Origin of the sequence: Salinisphaera dokdonensis CL-ES53, from assembly GCF_040361215.1 — a bacterium.
Classification (GTDB): domain Bacteria; phylum Pseudomonadota; class Gammaproteobacteria; order Nevskiales; family Salinisphaeraceae; genus Salinisphaera; species Salinisphaera dokdonensis.
In genome coordinates, this window is record NZ_APND01000001.1 from 914,181 (window position 1) to 929,623 (window position 15,443).

Consider the following 15,443-nt stretch of genomic DNA (forward strand, 5'->3'; position numbering starts at 1 on the left):
TCGAAGCGTGCAGGAACTCAGAAGATGTTCTGCCACCGACCCATGGCAGGCCTGATTCAGGCAGAATGCTGAACGAACGTCCGTTCATGGCTCGGGCCGCGCCCGACACGACATAACGATACGCAAGGAGACATGAAATGAGAGCATTGCTCTGCAAACAGTTCGGCCCCCCGGAAACACTGGTCGTCGAAGAGATGCCCACCCCGGAAGTCGGGGCCGATCAAGTGCTTATCGACGTGCAGGCCGCGGCGGTCAACTTCCCCGACAGCCTCATCATCGAAGACAAGTACCAGCTCAAGCCGGAACTGCCGTTTTCTCCGGGCGGTGAGCTGGCCGGTACCGTCGCCGCCGTGGGCGACAACGTGAAACATCTCAAGGCCGGAGACAACGTGATCGCGTTCACCGGCTATGGCGCCATGGCCGAACAGATCGCGACCGACGCCAACCGCGTGATCCCGATGCCCGACGGCGTCGACCACGTCACCGCTTCGGCCTTCGTGATGACCTACGGCACGACGTTCCACGCGCTGGCCGACCGCGCCGATCTCAAATCCGGCGAAACCCTGCTGGTGCTCGGTGCGTCGGGCGGTGTCGGCCTGGCTGCGATCGAGATCGGCAAGGCGCTCGGCGCCCATGTGATCGCTGCAGCATCCAGCGCCGACAAGCTGGCCGTCTGCCAGGAACACGGCGCGGACGAGACCATCAACTACGTCGAGGAAGACCTCAAGGACGCAATCAAGGCACGTACCGACGGCCGCGGCGTCGATGTGGTCTACGACCCGGTCGGCGGCGACATGACCGAAAAAGCCCTGCGTGGCACCGCTTGGCGTGGCCGCCTGCTGGTGATCGGTTTTGCCGCCGGCACGATCCCGAAGCCGCCGCTGAACCTGGCCCTGCTCAAGGGCTGCTCGATCGTCGGCGTGTTCTGGGGTTCGTTCACCCAGCGCGAACCGGGCGAGAATCAGAAGCAGCTCAAGACGCTGTTCAGCTGGCTGGCCGAGGGCCGTCTGCGCCCGCATGTTTCGGGCACCTATTCGCTGGAAAACGGCGGCGAGGCCATCACCATGCTGGCGTCGCGCAAGGCATCCGGGAAGCTGGTCATCAAGCCGCAGGAATAACCCGGAATGGCCTGAAATAGCCTGAAGCGAAAAGAGCCGGCCGGTACATCCCGGCCGGCCTTTTTCATTAGTGCCGGCACACGCCGGCACGCGCCGCTGTCATCGAAACGACATCGCGGCGTCATCGCTGCGTTATCTGCGCGACCCACACTGCGCTCCATCCCGCGCCCGCTGTCACCGTGACTGCGGGCCCGAACGAGGAGACGCATGCGCATCGCATTGCTCACCGACGCTTGGAAGCCGCAGGTCAACGGTGTCGTCACCGCGCTGAGTGCTCTGGTCGACGAACTCAAAAGCGCCGGCCACGACGTGCTCGTGATTCATCCCGGCCTGTTCGTGACCGTGCCCTGCCCGACCTATAACGAGATCCGGCTTGCCGCCGCCCCGCTGCCCGGCGTTGCCAGACGCCTGCAACGTTTCGTGCCGGACGCCGTGCATATCGCCACCGAGGGCAGCGTGGGGCTGGCCGGCTGGCTGTATTGCCGGCTGCGCCGCTGGCGCTTCACGACTTCGTTTCATACCCGGTTCCCCGAGTACATCAACGCCCGCTGGCCCATGGTGCCGGTCGGGCTGGGCTATCGGGTGCTCAACGTCTTTCATCGGCGCAGCGTCCGCACGATGGTCAGCACGCCGCCTCTGGCGGACTATCTCGAGGATCGCGGCTTTTCGCGGCTCGCCCTCTGGCGGCGCGGCGTGGATACGCGGCTGTTTCGGCCGGTCGAACCGGTCCAACTGGATCTGCCCGGCCCGGTGTTCATGTATTTCGGTCGCGTCGCGCCGGAAAAGAATATCGAGGCCTTCCTTGAGCTCGACCTGCCCGGAAGCAAGCTCGTCGTCGGCGACGGGCCCGCGCGCACGGATCTCGAACAGCGCTATCCCGACACTTATTTCGCCGGCATGCGCCTGGGCGAGGATCTCGTGCGCCATATCTGCGCGGCGGATTGCATGGTCTTTCCCAGCCGTACCGACACGCTCGGCCTTGTGCTCATGGAAGCGATGGCCTGCGGCGTGCCGGTAGCGGCGTACCCGGTCACCGGCCCGAAACAGGTCGTGCAGAACTACGTCACCGGCGTGCTCGACAACGACCTGCGCGCGGCCGCGCTCGCCGCTGTTGAACTCGAGGGCGCCGCCGGCCTCGCCTACGCCCGCGCAAACGGCTGGGCTGCATCCGCCGCCGAGTTTGCGTCCCAACTCGCGCCGGCACGGCGCCCGCAATTGCGTTTCGATCCCCCGGTACTAGAGGTCTGAAAATGAAGGTACTGATACTCGGCGGTGACGGTTTCTGCGGCTGGCCGACGGCATTGCATCTGTCCGGCCAGGGCCACGACGTGACCCTCATCGACAACCTCTCGCGCCGAAATATCGATAACGAGCTCGGCGTGGCGTCGCTCACGCCGATCTCGCCGATCGATGTGCGCCTGAACGCCTGGAAACAGATCACCGGCCGCACCATCGCGGCGCTGCATATGGACGTGGCACGCGAGTACGACCGCCTGGAAGCCACCATCGACCGGCTCGCGCCGGATGCCATCGTGCATTTCGCCGAACAGCGCTCGGCGCCCTATTCCATGAAGCACGCGCGCGCCAAACGCTACACCGTGGAGAACAATCTCGCCGCCACCCAGAACGTGCTCTGTGCGCTGGTCGAAACCGGCGTCGATGCACATCTGGTGCATCTGGGCACCATGGGTGTGTACGGCTACGGCGGCGGGCTGCGTATTCCCGAGGGCTATCTCACCGTCGAGGTGGACGACAGCGCAGGGGCCCGCACCCAGCGCGAGATCATGTTCCCGCCGGACCCGGGCAGCATCTATCACATGACCAAGACCCAGGATCAGTTGCTGTTCTATTTCTACAACAAGAACGACGGCCTGCGAATCACCGACCTGCACCAGGGTGTGGTCTGGGGTACGCAGACGCGCGAGACGCGCCTGGACGAGCGCCTGATCAACCGCTTCGACTACGACGGCGACTACGGCACCGTGCTCAACCGTTTTCTAATGCAGGCCGCGGTCGGCCATGACCTGACCGTGCACGGCAGCGGCGGCCAGACCCGCGCCTTCATCCATATCCAGGACACGGTGCGCTGTATCGAGATGGCGATCGACAACGCGCCGAAGCGCAACGAGCGCGTGCGCATCTACAACCAGATGACCGAGACCTGGCGCGTCGGTGAACTCGCGAAACTGGTGTCCGAGCTGACCGGCGCGGCCATCTGCAACATGCCGAATCCGCGCCGCGAAGCTGCAGAGAACGATCTGTGTGTCGACAACGCCTGCCTGCTCGATCTCGGCCTGGAACCGACCACCCTGCGCGGCAGCCTGTTGAACGAAATCATCGATATCGCCCAGCGCTATGCCGATCGCTGTGACGACTCGCGCATCGTCGCGACCTCGCAATGGGTGCAGCCACGCGAGCCATCACGCCAACTAGGGCGCGAGCGCGTCGCATCCTGAATAGTCCGGCGCGTCCAGCAAGCCGTCGGGCGCGCGTAACTGTCCCAACATTGCAGCACTGGCCTATACTTGCGATCCACCCGTGAGCCGAGTGTTCGCCCTGTGGAAATGGATGCCCGCTGGACCCCGACGGCACTGACCGTCGCGTTGCTGCTGCTTTACTTCACGCCCTGGCTCACGCTCGGCGATGGCTCGATGCCGTCCGGTTTCATGGTCACGCGCACCGTTCTCGACGCCCTGGCGGGGCTCGATCGGCCATCCGCCGCCGAGACCGTATCGCCCATGCTTGCCTGGGCCATCCCGGCGCTGGCGCTTTCGGGGCTCTTCCAGAGCGCACGCGGACACACACGCTGGGCCGGGGCCTGTCTCGGTGCGGCGGTACTTGCCGTCATCAGCCTGGGCCTCGGGCTCACGCCTTTCGTCGGCGACTCGCACCGCATGCGGCTCGACATCACATTCGCCGGCCTAGCCGTCTTCGCCGCCGCATTCACGCTCATGGCGCTGTCGATCCGACAGGGATCCGACGACGAGGACGGAACCATCGTGGAGCGCCGCCGGCGCCACGGCGTGGTGGCGCTGGACGTACGCCAGAACCGCTGGCGGCCACTGAACCGGCTGCTGAGTATCGTCGTCAATGCGGCCATCGTATTCGGCGCGCTCGCCCTCTGGCTCGACAACCACTTCCCGGATATCGCACTGCTCGCCATGCTGCCGATAGCGGCGATCGCCCTGATCGCCATCGCGCTGACCGGTGCCGCCGCAAGTCTTACGGCTTCCCGGCGTGCGCCGCTGGCCCGCATCGTGATCGATGACGACACTCTGACCGTGGTGGCCGGCGGCGACCCCGGCCGCTATCCGCGCACGCATATCGGCGGCATCTACGTGCCGCAAGGGGCAACCGACGAGATCGACAACTACTACAATCCCGAGAGCCTTCGCCAGACACTCACGCTACCGGTTACCGCGCAAGCCGAAGACATGCCGGCGCCCAACCCCGTATCTGTTTTCGCGGACAGCCAGGAAAGCGTGGCGATGAACCTGCGTAACCGCACCGTCATTCTCGCGCGTCATCTCACCGAGGCGCAGGCCACCGAACTGGTACGTCGCCTCAAGATCCGGCTGCTCGACTGACCGCTTCCCGTGCCGCGATGTCGCCATCGCCGACCGACATCAGCGCGTCGAAATCACTGACCACGCGATCGCGCCCCTGCCGCTTGGCCTCGTAGAGCGCCTCGTCGGCGTTGTGCACCAGCACATCGATGTCGGGGATGTCCGTGCCGGGCGCGAACGATGCCACGCCGATGCTTACCGTCAGCGTGACAGGCATGGCATTACGGCCGGCGGGCCGGAACTGATTCGCGGCCACTGCGGCCCGCATGCGCTCGGCGATACTGCTGGCCAGCGATGCCTCGGTTTCCTGCAGGAGCACCACGAACTCCTCGCCACCGTAACGTGCGATCAGGTCACTCTCGCGAACCAGCGGCAGAACCGTGCGCACCACGTGGCGGATCGCGGCATCACCAACCCGATGACCGTAGGTGTCGTTGATCGTCTTGAAATGATCCACGTCGATGAACAGAAAACAGGCGGGATGCCCGTATCGACGATGCCGCTCCAGGCAACGCGCGCCTTCGCTGAGAAAATGCCCGCGGTTGGCAATCTGGGTCAGACCATCGGTGACCGCCTGGCGCTCGACCTGGCGGCGATAGGAGAACACTTTCCAGTAGAGATATTCGAAGGTCAGCAGGATGAAAACGATCGGAACGAAGCCCATCCAGACATAGGCGCTGAACAGCGCCATATCGATACCGAAGGACAGGCCCAGCAGGTTCGCCAGCGCCGGAAAGATCGTCGGCACCGAGAGCACCAGCACGGCAAACCCGAACGGCTGGGCGAGCACGAGAAACGGCCCGAAAATATAGCCGTAGAGAATGCCGCCCATGCCGTACGAGCCGCCGCCCTCGAGCATCGACAGGATCTTGAGAAAGGTGATCTCGACAAACAGCGGCGCCAGCAGCGCGGCAATCCGTGCCTGCCTCGAATGAATATCCACCCGACTGGCCACCGCCCACGCGAGCACCACGGAGGCCTCGACCACGCGCAGCCAGGCCGCCTGCGGCGCGTTGGTCGCGTCGATTGCGTGGTCCCAGAGAATCGCGGCAACCAGAAAGACCGCGGCGAACAGGATCGCCAGCCGCGTGAAATCGCCGATATCCATGGCTTTCGCAGCCAGGTACTCCGGGTCCCGGGTGGCACGCAGGAAATCGACCAGTCGGCGGTAGTTCAACCGACCGCTTACCTTCAGCAACGGGTAGCTCACCATCGCGCGTGAGTCCTCACGATTCGCTGGCCGCAGCGCGCCATCCGGCGCGAAGACAGACCCGGCCGCACACGTTGGTGTGCACCTTGCGAACCGTTGTTAGCACAGCCCGGCGAGCACCCATGGCAGCCCGCCGAGCCTGTCACGCAGCAGCCACAGCGTCATCACCGTGACCGCCACCCCCTTTTTCCTCGACGACCGAAGTCGCTGATCCCACGATCAAGACTACAACAGCCATGCCGCAAACACCCGCACACGCGACGTGATGCGGTAAGCACCTGACCACGACTCGACGACCGCACCCGGCACCAGCGCATCACGAGCAAGGCGCCCATCCGTTGCGGGAGTTATGGCATGCGCCTACGCCGGCGTCGTAGCCAGGCGCTCGGCCAGCGCGTTCAGCTGCTCACGGCCGACGATATCGCGCGCGCTCTGGGCAACCTCGACCAGTGCGAAGTCGCTGAAACGCTCGCGGATCTCGGCGAGATACTCGTTCTGCTGGGCCACCCGCTCGGTGACGAAGGCGCTGGCCTCGTCGGCCGGCCAGAGGCGATTGACGTAGAGTGCGCCAACCGGAATCTGCGTATCGCGTAGCTGCTCGATCACCCGTGCCGTCTCCTCGATCGGCAGGCGTTCGGCTTGCAGCACCGGATGAAACACCGATTCCGCGTGCAGGCGTTTACGGGACTCGGCGAAACGCTCGGCGCGCTGGCGCAGACGCGCGAGCACGCGATCCTCGCGATCCGGCTCGGAAACCCCCGCCATCGTTCGCCACATGCCCTGCAGCTTGTTCACCTTGGCGCGCTGTTGCTGCAGACCTTCAACCCAGGCACCCAGCATCGAGGGCAGGGTGAGCAGACGCAAGGTATGCCCGCTCGGCGCGGTATCGAACACCACCTGATCATAATGATCCGGGCACCAGGTCATGATCCGTGTAAAGCGGTCGAACAGCGCAGATTCCGCCGTGCCGGGCGCCTGCACGGCGAGCTTCAGATGTCGGTCGAGCGCGGGCAGCACGGCCTTCGAGACCGCCGCCTCGGCGTCTTCACGAATACCTTCGACATAGGCCTTGGCGTCAGCCTCCGGGTCGATCTCCATGGCCCAGAGATTGTCGCCGGCCGCCGTAGGCTCTGCGGTCAGCCGTGTCTCCAGCAGATCCGACACGGAATGCGCTGGGTCCGTCGACACCAGCAACGTGCGCTGGCCCGTGGCCGCCAGCCGTAGCGCGTTGGCCGCTGCCAGCGTGGTCTTGCCGACTCCGCCCTTGCCGCCGAACAGGTAGAAACGCGTCGGTTCGTCGTGATGATGCTCGTGCTGCTTGCCTGCCATCAACAGCAGACACCGGCTTCGGGGAACGTCTCCATGCCCATGCGTTGATGCCAGCTATGGAACGCTTCGATAAGATCCGGGTAGAGTTCGAGCGCGTAATAATCGGCCGGGCCGGGGATGCCCAGCGCCTCCAGAAACAGCAACGCGACCAGCGCATCTTCTTCCGAGCGTGCTTCGCGGGCGACGCCGGCCCGCCATGGCGCCATGAACAGCTCGTCGTGATAGTCGGACAAGCGTTGCCACAGGCTTTTGTCGTTCGACATGATCAGCTGCCTTTCGGGCGGTGCGTTGAATACGGCAGAACTGCCGCGGCTCAGGCGTCGAAGCGTAACGCGACTCGATCGAGAACGGCCTTCACGACCGTCTCACTCTCCGGCAACCGACCGGAGAACAGCGTCTCGCCGTCGACAACGACCGCCACCGGCGCACCCGCGCGGCCCATCGAACGTAGCGTCGCGCCCACGCCGAGACCGTTGTTCCGTGCGGCCCGCCAGATCGCAGGATAAAGCCAGACGATGTTGCGCGGATCGGCTACCACCAGATCGAGATCAGGCGCGGCGTCGATCAACGCTCGATAGATCTCGCCCATCTGCTCCATGCGCGCTCGGCTATGGCTGAAATCGGCTGCCTTGCCTAACTCGGTGTGGCTTTCGCCCAAACGGCCACAGCAACCGGAGCCGCTGTGCTGGGAATCCTGCTCTCGGACCAGAATCGCCTGATGCGAACGCACCCCTGCCCGCGAGCCACGACGGGCATGCGCAGGCAGGGATGTCGGGCTCATCGGTCCGCGGTGGCAGCGCTCGGGTTCATGCGTTCACGGTTGAATGCCGTGAACGCCTCGACCACGAGCCAGGCCGCCAGTACGAAAATGGCCGCATCCATGACCAGCAACAGCCAGTCGCCCTTCTGGAAGAAATCCACTAGATTGAGCAACAGCGCCCAAGTCGTCATGAACAGCAGGAATACGAGCGGAATAAGCGCTGCCAGCGGATTACGGTTACGCGCCAGCAACCATACGCCGATGATCGACAGGGCGAGACCCGCCGTCAACTGGTTGGTGGTTCCGAACAGAGTCCAGAGTCGGCCGAAGGCAAAGCCTTTGCCGCTGGCGCTTTCACCACCGGGCACAAGTGCCAGGCCGAGCGGAATCAGCACCGCCAGCGTGGTCAGCAGGTTCACACGGCCGGACAGCGCCTTGACGCCCGCCAGCTCACTGATCTCTTGGAGGATATAGCGCTGCAGGCGCACGCCGGTGTCCATGGTCGTGCCGGCAAAGGTGATCACCACCACCGCCGCGAAGGTCGCGCCTAGCGTGGCCGGTATGCCCAAGTTGCTCAGGAAATGGCCAGTGCCGTTGACGAAGTTGCCCAGTGCACCGCCGGAGGCAGCACCAAAGTCGGCGTAGGCCGCGTTCCAGTCGCCCGCCGCGCCCAGACCTGCCGTGCAGGCGAGGATGGCCGCGAGTGCCAGAGCGCCTTCGCCCAGCGCGCCGCCATAGCCGACGAAACGCGCCTCGGTTTCCTTGTCGAGCTGCTTCGAAGTCGTGCCCGAGGCCACCAGACTATGGAAGCCGGAGATCGCACCACAGGCAACGGTGATGAACAGATAGGGGAACCAGTGCGGCGAATTCGGCGCCACTTCGTTGACCGCCGGGGCACTGATCGTATCCCAGCCCACGAGCACGCCAAGGAAGATGACGAACAACGCCACGATCAGCTGCTGGCCGTTGATGTAGTCGCGCGGCTGCAGCAGCACCCATACCGGAAGGCGCGAGGCAATCCAGGTGTAGGCAAAGATCAGGATGATCCAGGTCGTGCGCACCGACAGGCCCACCGCTTCGGCAAGCCCGTCGACATAGATGGGGTACGCCTGCCCGATCGGAATGGCGATATAAAGGAGTATCAGACCGAGAATGGACGGAATGATGATCGATCGGCCCAATCGGTAGGCCCACTGGCCGATGAAGATGGCGATCGGAATCACGATCAGCGCCGGAATGACCGCACCCGGGTTCTTCTCGAACAGGATTGCCATCACCACGCCGAACACAGCGTTCACCAGCGTGAGCAGGAAGAAGATGATCAGCAGAAAGAGCGTGCTGGCCCGGGCGGAAACAACCTTGCCTGACAGCGTGCCGATGTTCTGGCCGCGGTTGCGTGCAGAAACCACGATCGAGCCGAAGTCGTGCACGCCGGCGGCGAAGATCGTACCCAGGATCACCCACGTCAGTGCAGGCAGCCAGCCCCAGTAGACCGCGATAGCCGGCCCCACAATCGGTGCCGCGCCGGCCACCGAGGTGAAGTGATGGCCAAGCAGCACATGTTTATGAGTCGGCACGAAGTCCACGCCGTCGCGCAGTTCATGCGCGGGGGTGACGAAGTTGGGATCGAGCCGGTAGACCTTTTCGGCCAGATAGCGCGAATAGAAGCGGTAGGCGAAATAGAACGCGATCATCGTGATCACGATCAACAGAAAAGCCGGCATATCGTCTCCCCTCGCTATCGCGCCCCGGAAGCGGGCGCTGGGCCATCCTTCGAATGCTAGCAACGCGCGTATGCGCGGCGCCACCCGACGAACGTATCAGGGATTTTGCAACCGTGATCAGTGCTTGCCGCTGCCGCAGACCGCGCAGGCGGGGTCGGCCGGAATCTGCAGACTACGCCAGCGCTGGGTCTTGGCATCGAGGGTGAGCACCCGGGCCACAAGCGTTTCCGGCATGCCGATGATCAGCTTGATCGCTTCCAGCGCCTGCAATGTACCGACCAGCCCCGGCACCACGCCCAGCACTCCGGCCTCCGCACAGGTGGGCGCCGCGCCGGCCGGCGGCGCACTCGCGAACAGGCAGCGATAGCAAGGCGCGCCGCCTGCAGGAAACACGCCGACCTGGCCGGCAAAGCGTTCGACCGCGCCATAGACCAGCGGGATGTTCGCGGCCACGCAGGCGTCATTGACCGCATAGCGGGCGTTGAAGTTATCCGAGCCGTCGACCACAAGGTCGTAACCCGCGACCAGATCGGCGGCATTCTCCCCGCTGACCCGCGCCTCGACGGGCTGAATATCGATCGTCGGGTTAAGCGCGGTGAGTGTCGCCATCGCGGAACGCACCTTCGGCTGGCCGACACTGGCATCGCGATGCAGGATCTGGCGGTGCAGGTTGGAACGATCGACCACGTCGTGATCGACGATGCCGATATGCCCGACCCCGGCCGCGGCCATGTAGAACGCCGCCGGCGAACCCAGTCCGCCGGCGCCGATGACCAGCACACGCGCGTCGCGCAGCTTCGTCTGCCCCGCTTCGCCGACCTCGGGCAGAGTCAGCTGGCGCGCATAGCGGGCCCGATCGGCGTTATCGAGCATGGCCGGTGTCTCGAACGCCAGGCCGGCACCCTTCCAGGCGTCGAATCCGCCCTCGACCGAGCGCACGTCCGTATAGCCCAGCCGCGACAGCTGATCGGCAGCGAGCAGCGAGCGCGAGCCGGACGCACACAGCAACAGGATCGTCTGCTCGGGATCGCGGACTTCCTGCTCGAGCCGCATCTCCAGGAAACCGCGGCCGAGCGGTTTCGCACCGACCGGCGTGCCCTGGGCGATCTCGTCCGTCTCGCGGATATCCACCAGTAGCGCGCCCTCGCGGGCAAGATCGGCCGCGCACTCGGCATCAACCGGCGGTATGCGCTCGCGTAGTGCAGCGATCTGCTCTTTCAGGCTCATGTCTCGTCGCCGCTATCGTCGGTTTCGATGAAGCCGTCCTCATCGTCGTCTTCGGGCGCGGCGCTGGTGTCGGCGTCGCCCCGGGAAGCACCCAATGCCGCATTGCGCTGCCACGACTGCCCGATCGATTTGCTGGTGTTCGCGCCCATCTTCTTCAACTGCTCGCTGCGCCGCACGATATTGCCGCGCCCGGACACCAGCTTGTTGCGCGCGCCTTCATAGGCCTTGTTCGCGGTATCCATGGCCCGGCCGAGCTTGTCGAGATCGTCGAGGAAACCGACGAACTTGTCATAGAGCGCACCGGCCTTGTCGGCAATCTCGGCGGCGTTCTCTTCCTGCTGCTGCAGCCGCCAGAGATTGGCGATCGCACGCAGCATGGGCATCAGCGTGGTCGGCGAAACCAGTGCGATGTTGGCGTCGAGCGCCTCGCGCTGGAGGTCGAAATCGCCGCGCAGCGCCTCGACATAGGCCGCTTCGGACGGGATGAACATGAACACATAGTCCAAGGTGCGGATCGCGTCGATGTTCTGGTAGTTCTTCGCCGACAACTGCTTGAGATGGCGGCGCACCGAACCCAGATGCTCGGCGAGCGCGGCGCGGCGCGTGTCCTCGTCCTCGGCCTCATGGACGCGTAGATAGGCGGTCAGCGAGACCTTGGAATCGATCACGATGCTGCGCTGTTCGGGCAGGTGCACGACGGCGTCGGGCAGCTGGCGATTGCCGTCCTCGGTGGTGCTCGCGAATTGGGTTTCGTACTGGGTGCCCTTTTCCAGCCCTGAACGCTCCAGCACCGTCTCCAGAATCATCTCGCCCCAGTTGCCCTGGGTCTTGGATTCGCCCTTGAGCGCGTTGGCGAGATTGGTCGCGTCCTCGGCGATGGCCTTGTTGGACTGCTCCAGCAGCCGCACCTGCTCGGCCAGCGCGCTGCGCTGACGGTTCTCCGAGTCATACGCCTCTTTGACCTGTTTCTCGAAACGGCCGATATGCTCGCGCAGCGGATTGATCAGCGGCTCGAGGCTGGCCTTGTTCTGCTCGGTGAAGGCGCGGCTCTTCTCTTCCAGGATTTCCTGCGAGAGTGTCTTGAACTGATGCGTAAGCGCTTCGCGCGCCTCGGTCAGCGTCTTGAGCTTCTCCTCGCTGTTGCGGCGCTCGCCTTCCAGGCGGGTTTCGAGCCGGGCGTTTTCGCTGCGGGCATCGGCAAGCGCCTGACGCGCTTCGTCGAGGCCGCGGCGCGTATCGGCAAGCATTTCGGCCTGGGATTCCGCCTCGCGCTGGGCCGCGTCGCGCGCCGCTTCCAGTTGCGCGGCGCCCGAACGCGCCCAGAGCACCGCCAGCGCAGTACCCACGAGAGCGCCCAGCATCAGGGCGAATACAATCAATACAATAGCTTGTGTGGTCATCAGCAGGCGCGGGCGCGGTAGATACGGATTCGGTCTGTGTTCAGTCTAACGCTGCCGCCAAGAGCGCGGCTGACAGGATCGAGCCGCGACCTTTGCGGCGGCGCAACAGGCAAGCGTAGCGGCGCGTACAATGCGCGCTTAAATTTTCCTCTCCCCGCGACGTTTTCGCGCCCATGATCCTGCAACTGCGCAACCTCCGGCTGGCCTACGGCACCCATCCGCTGCTCGACGACGCCGAAATCAGTATCGACCGCGGCGAGCGCGTTGCGCTCGTCGGCCGCAATGGCACCGGCAAGTCCACGCTCATGCGCATCGTCTCGCGTGAGATCGAGCCGGACGAGGTCACCCGCGAGCAGAAGCCCGATCTGCGCGTCGCCCGGCTCGAACAGGAAGTCCCGGCCGGCACATCCGGCGCCGTATTCGACGTAGTCGCGGGCGGCCTGGGCGATGTGGGCGCAGCACTGGCCCGCTTCCATGAGCTGACCGCACGCCTGTCCGCGGGCGAGGACGTGATGGACGCTTTCTCCAAGGCGCAGGCACGGGTCGAGGCCATGGACGGCTGGACGCTCGCGCCGCAGGTCGAGTCCACCCTGTCCCGACTGAACCTGGACGCCGACTGGCAGTTCGAAGCCCTGTCCGGCGGCCAGAAGCGCCGCGTGCTGCTGGCCCGCGCGCTCGTGCAGGAACCGGACCTGTTGCTGCTCGACGAGCCGACCAACCATCTCGATATCGCTGCAATCGCCCAGCTCGAGGAAATGCTGTTGGCCTGGAACGGCGCGCTGCTGTTCATCACCCATGACCGCGCCTTTTTGAAGAATCTCGCCACACGCATCATCGATCTGGATCGCGGCAAGCTCACCTCCTGGCCCGGAAGCTACGACAAGTTCCTGGAAGGCAAGGAGAAGATGCTGGCGGACGAAGCCAACGCCAACGCGCTGTTCGACAAGCGCCTGGCCCAGGAAGAAGTCTGGATCCGCCAGGGCATCAAGGCCCGGCGCACCCGCAACGAGGGCCGCGTGCGGGCGCTCAAGGCCATGCGCGCCGAGCGCGCCGAGCGGCGCGAGCGCGGCGGCACCGCGAATATCATCACCCAGGATGCCGCGCGCTCCGGCAAGCACGTGATCGTGGCCGAGAACCTCGCCTATAAATGGGACGACGGCGACAACCAGAAGCCGATCGTCAACGACTTGTCGACGGTGATCCAGCGCGGCGACAAGGTCGGCATCATCGGCCCCAATGGCTGCGGCAAGACCACGCTGATCAACCTGCTGCTCGGGCGCATCGAACCGGACGCCGGCACGATCAAACTGGGCACCAACCTGGATATCGCCCACTTCGACCAGCATCGCGCCGCGCTCGACGACTCGATCAGCGTGCTCGACAACGTGGCTCAGGGCCGTTCCTCGATCACCATCAACGGCCAGGACCGGCACGTGATGAGTTATCTGCAGGACTTCCTGTTCTCGCCCAAGCGCGCGCGTAGCCCAACGCATGTGCTCTCCGGCGGCGAGCGCAATCGTCTGCTCCTGGCCAAGCTGTTCACCCGGCCCGCCAACTTGCTGATCATGGACGAGCCGACCAACGACCTCGACGTCGAGACCCTCGAACTGCTCGAAGAGCGGCTGATGAGCTTCGACGGCACCCTGCTGCTCGTCTCGCATGACCGAGCCTTCATCGACAACGTGGTCACCAGCAGCCTGGTGTTCGATGGCAACGGCAACGTCAACGACTATGTCGGCGGGTATACCGACTGGTTGCGCCAGCGCCCACGCACGGAAGCGCCTACGACATCAATGAGCAAGCCGAAGGCCGCGTCAAAGCCGGCCGCCAGCGCGCCCAAACCGAAACCCAAGCCAGCCAATCCGCTGACCAGCGCGGAGCGCAAGGAACTACGCGCTCTGCCGGACACGATCGAGAAGCTGGAAACCAAGATCGAAGGGTTCGAGGCGGAGTTCGCCAAGCCCGGTTTTTATGATCGGCCGGCCAATGAAGTGAAACAGGCCACGGAAAAACTCGGCAAGGCACAGAGCGAGCTGGAGAACGCCCTGGAACGCTGGGAGGCGCTAGAGGCGCGTCAGGCCTGACTGCGACGGTCGCGCTTGGGCCCGGCGACAGCTAGCCCAGGCTTTAGTCGGCAGGGTGTGGGCTACGGGCAACCCGATCGATACTGGCGCGAGACTTCTGCCGAAGCCGCGTTCACTTCGTTGTAGTTCTGTGGCCGAACAACTGGTGCGACACGCGTTAGCTTCAGGCTACGAGTCTTTCGGCACTCACGAGTTAGTCGCACCTCTTGTTTCGCACTGCTCTGCGACTCACTTTCTTTTGCTTGTCCAAAAGAAAGTAAGCAAACAAAAAGACACCCGGGCACAGCGCCGGCTGCGCCGGTGCACTCCGACACGCAGCGGCGACGGGATGCGTACAGAACTCGGATCGCTTTGGCGATCCTCAAACATGCTGTACGCACCGGCGCGGTGCGCCGGACACCCGTCGCCACTACGTGTCTCCGTCGCCGTGCAACGGGGCCCAATACAGACGCCACAGCAACAACGAAGGCCATCCCGCCTGCCAAACCGAAATTGACCGTACGACTCCGCTCCCATCGGATTAGGCCTTGCCTAATCCGATATAAAAGAGCGCGGCATTGAGCGAGCGATAGCGAGCTTGCCCGTATTGGGGCCCCTTGGCGCAGCGCCGAGCAGTGGAGGCCGAAAGCGGAAACAGACAGCCGGATGTCTGAGCGAAGCGAGTTTCCGGCTGGCCCGCTTTCGGCCGGATCCGCGCAGGGCACCGATGCAAAGCATCGACGCAAGACGGGGTGTCTTTTGTTTTGGTGACTTTTATTTGGACAAGCAAATAAAAGACACTCGCGCTGCAGCGCGAAACCCCAAGTCGAATGTGCCTGCGCCGTTGATTCGGCACTCCCCAAGTTCGAACCAAGAGTCTTACGGCGCTCACGGCTTCGACGGACCTTTTATCTCGCGCTGTAGCGCGAAAGCCCGCCCTAAATCGGCGGTGCGTCATCCACAGACAGCGCTGGCACTCTCGGATTCGACTACTTCAACGTCGAATCTCTCTGTCTCGAGTATCCAGCGCCGCACAAAAAAGCGCC

The 15,443-nt window shown here is 64.4% G+C and carries 12 protein-coding genes; 5 read left to right on the forward strand and 7 right to left on the reverse strand.

Annotated features, from left to right (window positions below; all coding sequences use genetic code 11):
• The first annotated feature begins 137 nt into the window (after nucleotides 1–137).
• From SADO_RS04260 to SADO_RS04275, 4 genes are all read left to right on the forward strand, one after another.
• Nucleotides 138–1,118: an NADPH:quinone oxidoreductase family protein gene (locus SADO_RS04260; RefSeq protein ID WP_353109493.1), complete on the forward strand. Its 981-nt coding sequence runs from the start codon at nucleotides 138–140 to the stop codon at nucleotides 1,116–1,118.
• A 207-nt stretch (nucleotides 1,119–1,325) separates the two neighbouring features.
• A complete protein-coding gene (locus SADO_RS04265; RefSeq protein WP_353109494.1) occupies nucleotides 1,326–2,366 on the forward strand; it encodes a glycosyltransferase family 4 protein in 1,041 nt (346 codons plus the stop codon).
• Nucleotides 2,367–2,368: 2 nt separating this feature from the next.
• Nucleotides 2,369–3,574, forward strand: a complete 1,206-nt coding sequence (locus tag SADO_RS04270) for an NAD-dependent epimerase/dehydratase family protein (RefSeq protein WP_353109496.1) — start codon at nucleotides 2,369–2,371, stop codon at nucleotides 3,572–3,574.
• A gap of 69 nt (nucleotides 3,575–3,643) precedes the next feature.
• Nucleotides 3,644–4,705, forward strand: a complete 1,062-nt coding sequence (locus tag SADO_RS04275) for a hypothetical protein (RefSeq protein ID WP_353109498.1) — start codon at nucleotides 3,644–3,646, stop codon at nucleotides 4,703–4,705.
• Here SADO_RS04275 and SADO_RS04280 read toward each other — a convergent pair.
• The 7 genes from SADO_RS04280 to SADO_RS04310 form a co-directional block, all read right to left on the reverse strand.
• Nucleotides 4,683–5,897 (reverse strand): GGDEF domain-containing protein, encoded by a 1,215-nt coding sequence (locus SADO_RS04280; RefSeq protein WP_353109500.1) that lies wholly within the window; start codon nucleotides 5,895–5,897, stop codon nucleotides 4,683–4,685. The genes SADO_RS04275 and SADO_RS04280 overlap by 23 nt on opposite strands.
• 357 nt (nucleotides 5,898–6,254) lie before the next feature.
• Nucleotides 6,255–7,223 carry an ArsA family ATPase gene (locus SADO_RS04285; protein WP_353109501.1) on the reverse strand — a complete coding sequence of 323 codons (969 nt, stop codon included), beginning with the start codon at nucleotides 7,221–7,223 and terminating at the stop codon, nucleotides 6,255–6,257.
• A complete protein-coding gene (locus SADO_RS04290; protein ID WP_353109502.1) occupies nucleotides 7,223–7,486 on the reverse strand; it encodes a cory-CC-star protein in 264 nt (87 codons plus the stop codon). The genes SADO_RS04285 and SADO_RS04290 overlap by 1 nt, the downstream gene beginning before the upstream one ends.
• Nucleotides 7,487–7,536: 50 nt before the next feature.
• Nucleotides 7,537–8,004 carry a hypothetical protein gene (locus SADO_RS04295; RefSeq protein WP_353109504.1) on the reverse strand — a complete coding sequence of 156 codons (468 nt, stop codon included), beginning with the start codon at nucleotides 8,002–8,004 and terminating at the stop codon, nucleotides 7,537–7,539.
• Complete coding sequence (locus SADO_RS04300; RefSeq protein ID WP_353109506.1) at nucleotides 8,001–9,707, reverse strand: carbon starvation CstA family protein; 1,707 nt, start codon at nucleotides 9,705–9,707, stop codon at nucleotides 8,001–8,003. Before SADO_RS04300 ends, SADO_RS04295 begins: the two co-directional genes overlap by 4 nt.
• A gap of 117 nt (nucleotides 9,708–9,824) precedes the next feature.
• The gene (moeB, locus tag SADO_RS04305; RefSeq protein ID WP_353109508.1) at nucleotides 9,825–10,934 is read right to left on the reverse strand and encodes a molybdopterin-synthase adenylyltransferase MoeB; all 1,110 of its coding nucleotides are present in this window, start codon (nucleotides 10,932–10,934) and stop codon (nucleotides 9,825–9,827) included.
• A complete protein-coding gene (locus tag SADO_RS04310; RefSeq protein ID WP_353109510.1) occupies nucleotides 10,931–12,334 on the reverse strand; it encodes a DNA recombination protein RmuC in 1,404 nt (467 codons plus the stop codon). The genes moeB and SADO_RS04310 overlap by 4 nt, the downstream gene beginning before the upstream one ends.
• A 173-nt stretch (nucleotides 12,335–12,507) precedes the next feature.
• Between SADO_RS04310 and SADO_RS04315 the strand changes: the two genes are divergently transcribed.
• On the forward strand, nucleotides 12,508–14,418 hold the full coding sequence (locus SADO_RS04315) for an ATP-binding cassette domain-containing protein (RefSeq protein WP_353109511.1): 1,911 nt from the start codon (nucleotides 12,508–12,510) through the stop codon (nucleotides 14,416–14,418).
• Nucleotides 14,419–15,443 lie beyond the last annotated feature (1,025 nt).

Bases quoted from the DNA above. Each gene is read 5' to 3' on its own strand.
- SADO_RS04285 (WP_353109501.1), bottom strand. From the start codon at position 7,223: ATGGCAGGCAAGCAGCACGAGCATCATCACGACGAACCGACGCGTTTC.
- SADO_RS04295 (WP_353109504.1), bottom strand. From the start codon at position 8,004: ATGAGCCCGACATCCCTGCCTGCGCATGCCCGTCGTGGCTCGCGGGCA.
- SADO_RS04265 (WP_353109494.1), top strand. From the start codon at position 1,326: ATGCGCATCGCATTGCTCACCGACGCTTGGAAGCCGCAGGTCAACGGT.
- SADO_RS04280 (WP_353109500.1), bottom strand. From the start codon at position 5,897: ATGGTGAGCTACCCGTTGCTGAAGGTAAGCGGTCGGTTGAACTACCGC.
- SADO_RS04260 (WP_353109493.1), top strand. From the start codon at position 138: ATGAGAGCATTGCTCTGCAAACAGTTCGGCCCCCCGGAAACACTGGTC.
- SADO_RS04315 (WP_353109511.1), top strand. From the start codon at position 12,508: ATGATCCTGCAACTGCGCAACCTCCGGCTGGCCTACGGCACCCATCCG.
- SADO_RS04300 (WP_353109506.1), bottom strand. From the start codon at position 9,707: ATGCCGGCTTTTCTGTTGATCGTGATCACGATGATCGCGTTCTATTTC.
- SADO_RS04270 (WP_353109496.1), top strand. From the start codon at position 2,369: ATGAAGGTACTGATACTCGGCGGTGACGGTTTCTGCGGCTGGCCGACG.
- SADO_RS04310 (WP_353109510.1), bottom strand. From the start codon at position 12,334: ATGACCACACAAGCTATTGTATTGATTGTATTCGCCCTGATGCTGGGC.
- SADO_RS04290 (WP_353109502.1), bottom strand. From the start codon at position 7,486: ATGTCGAACGACAAAAGCCTGTGGCAACGCTTGTCCGACTATCACGAC.
- moeB (WP_353109508.1), bottom strand. From the start codon at position 10,934: ATGAGCCTGAAAGAGCAGATCGCTGCACTACGCGAGCGCATACCGCCG.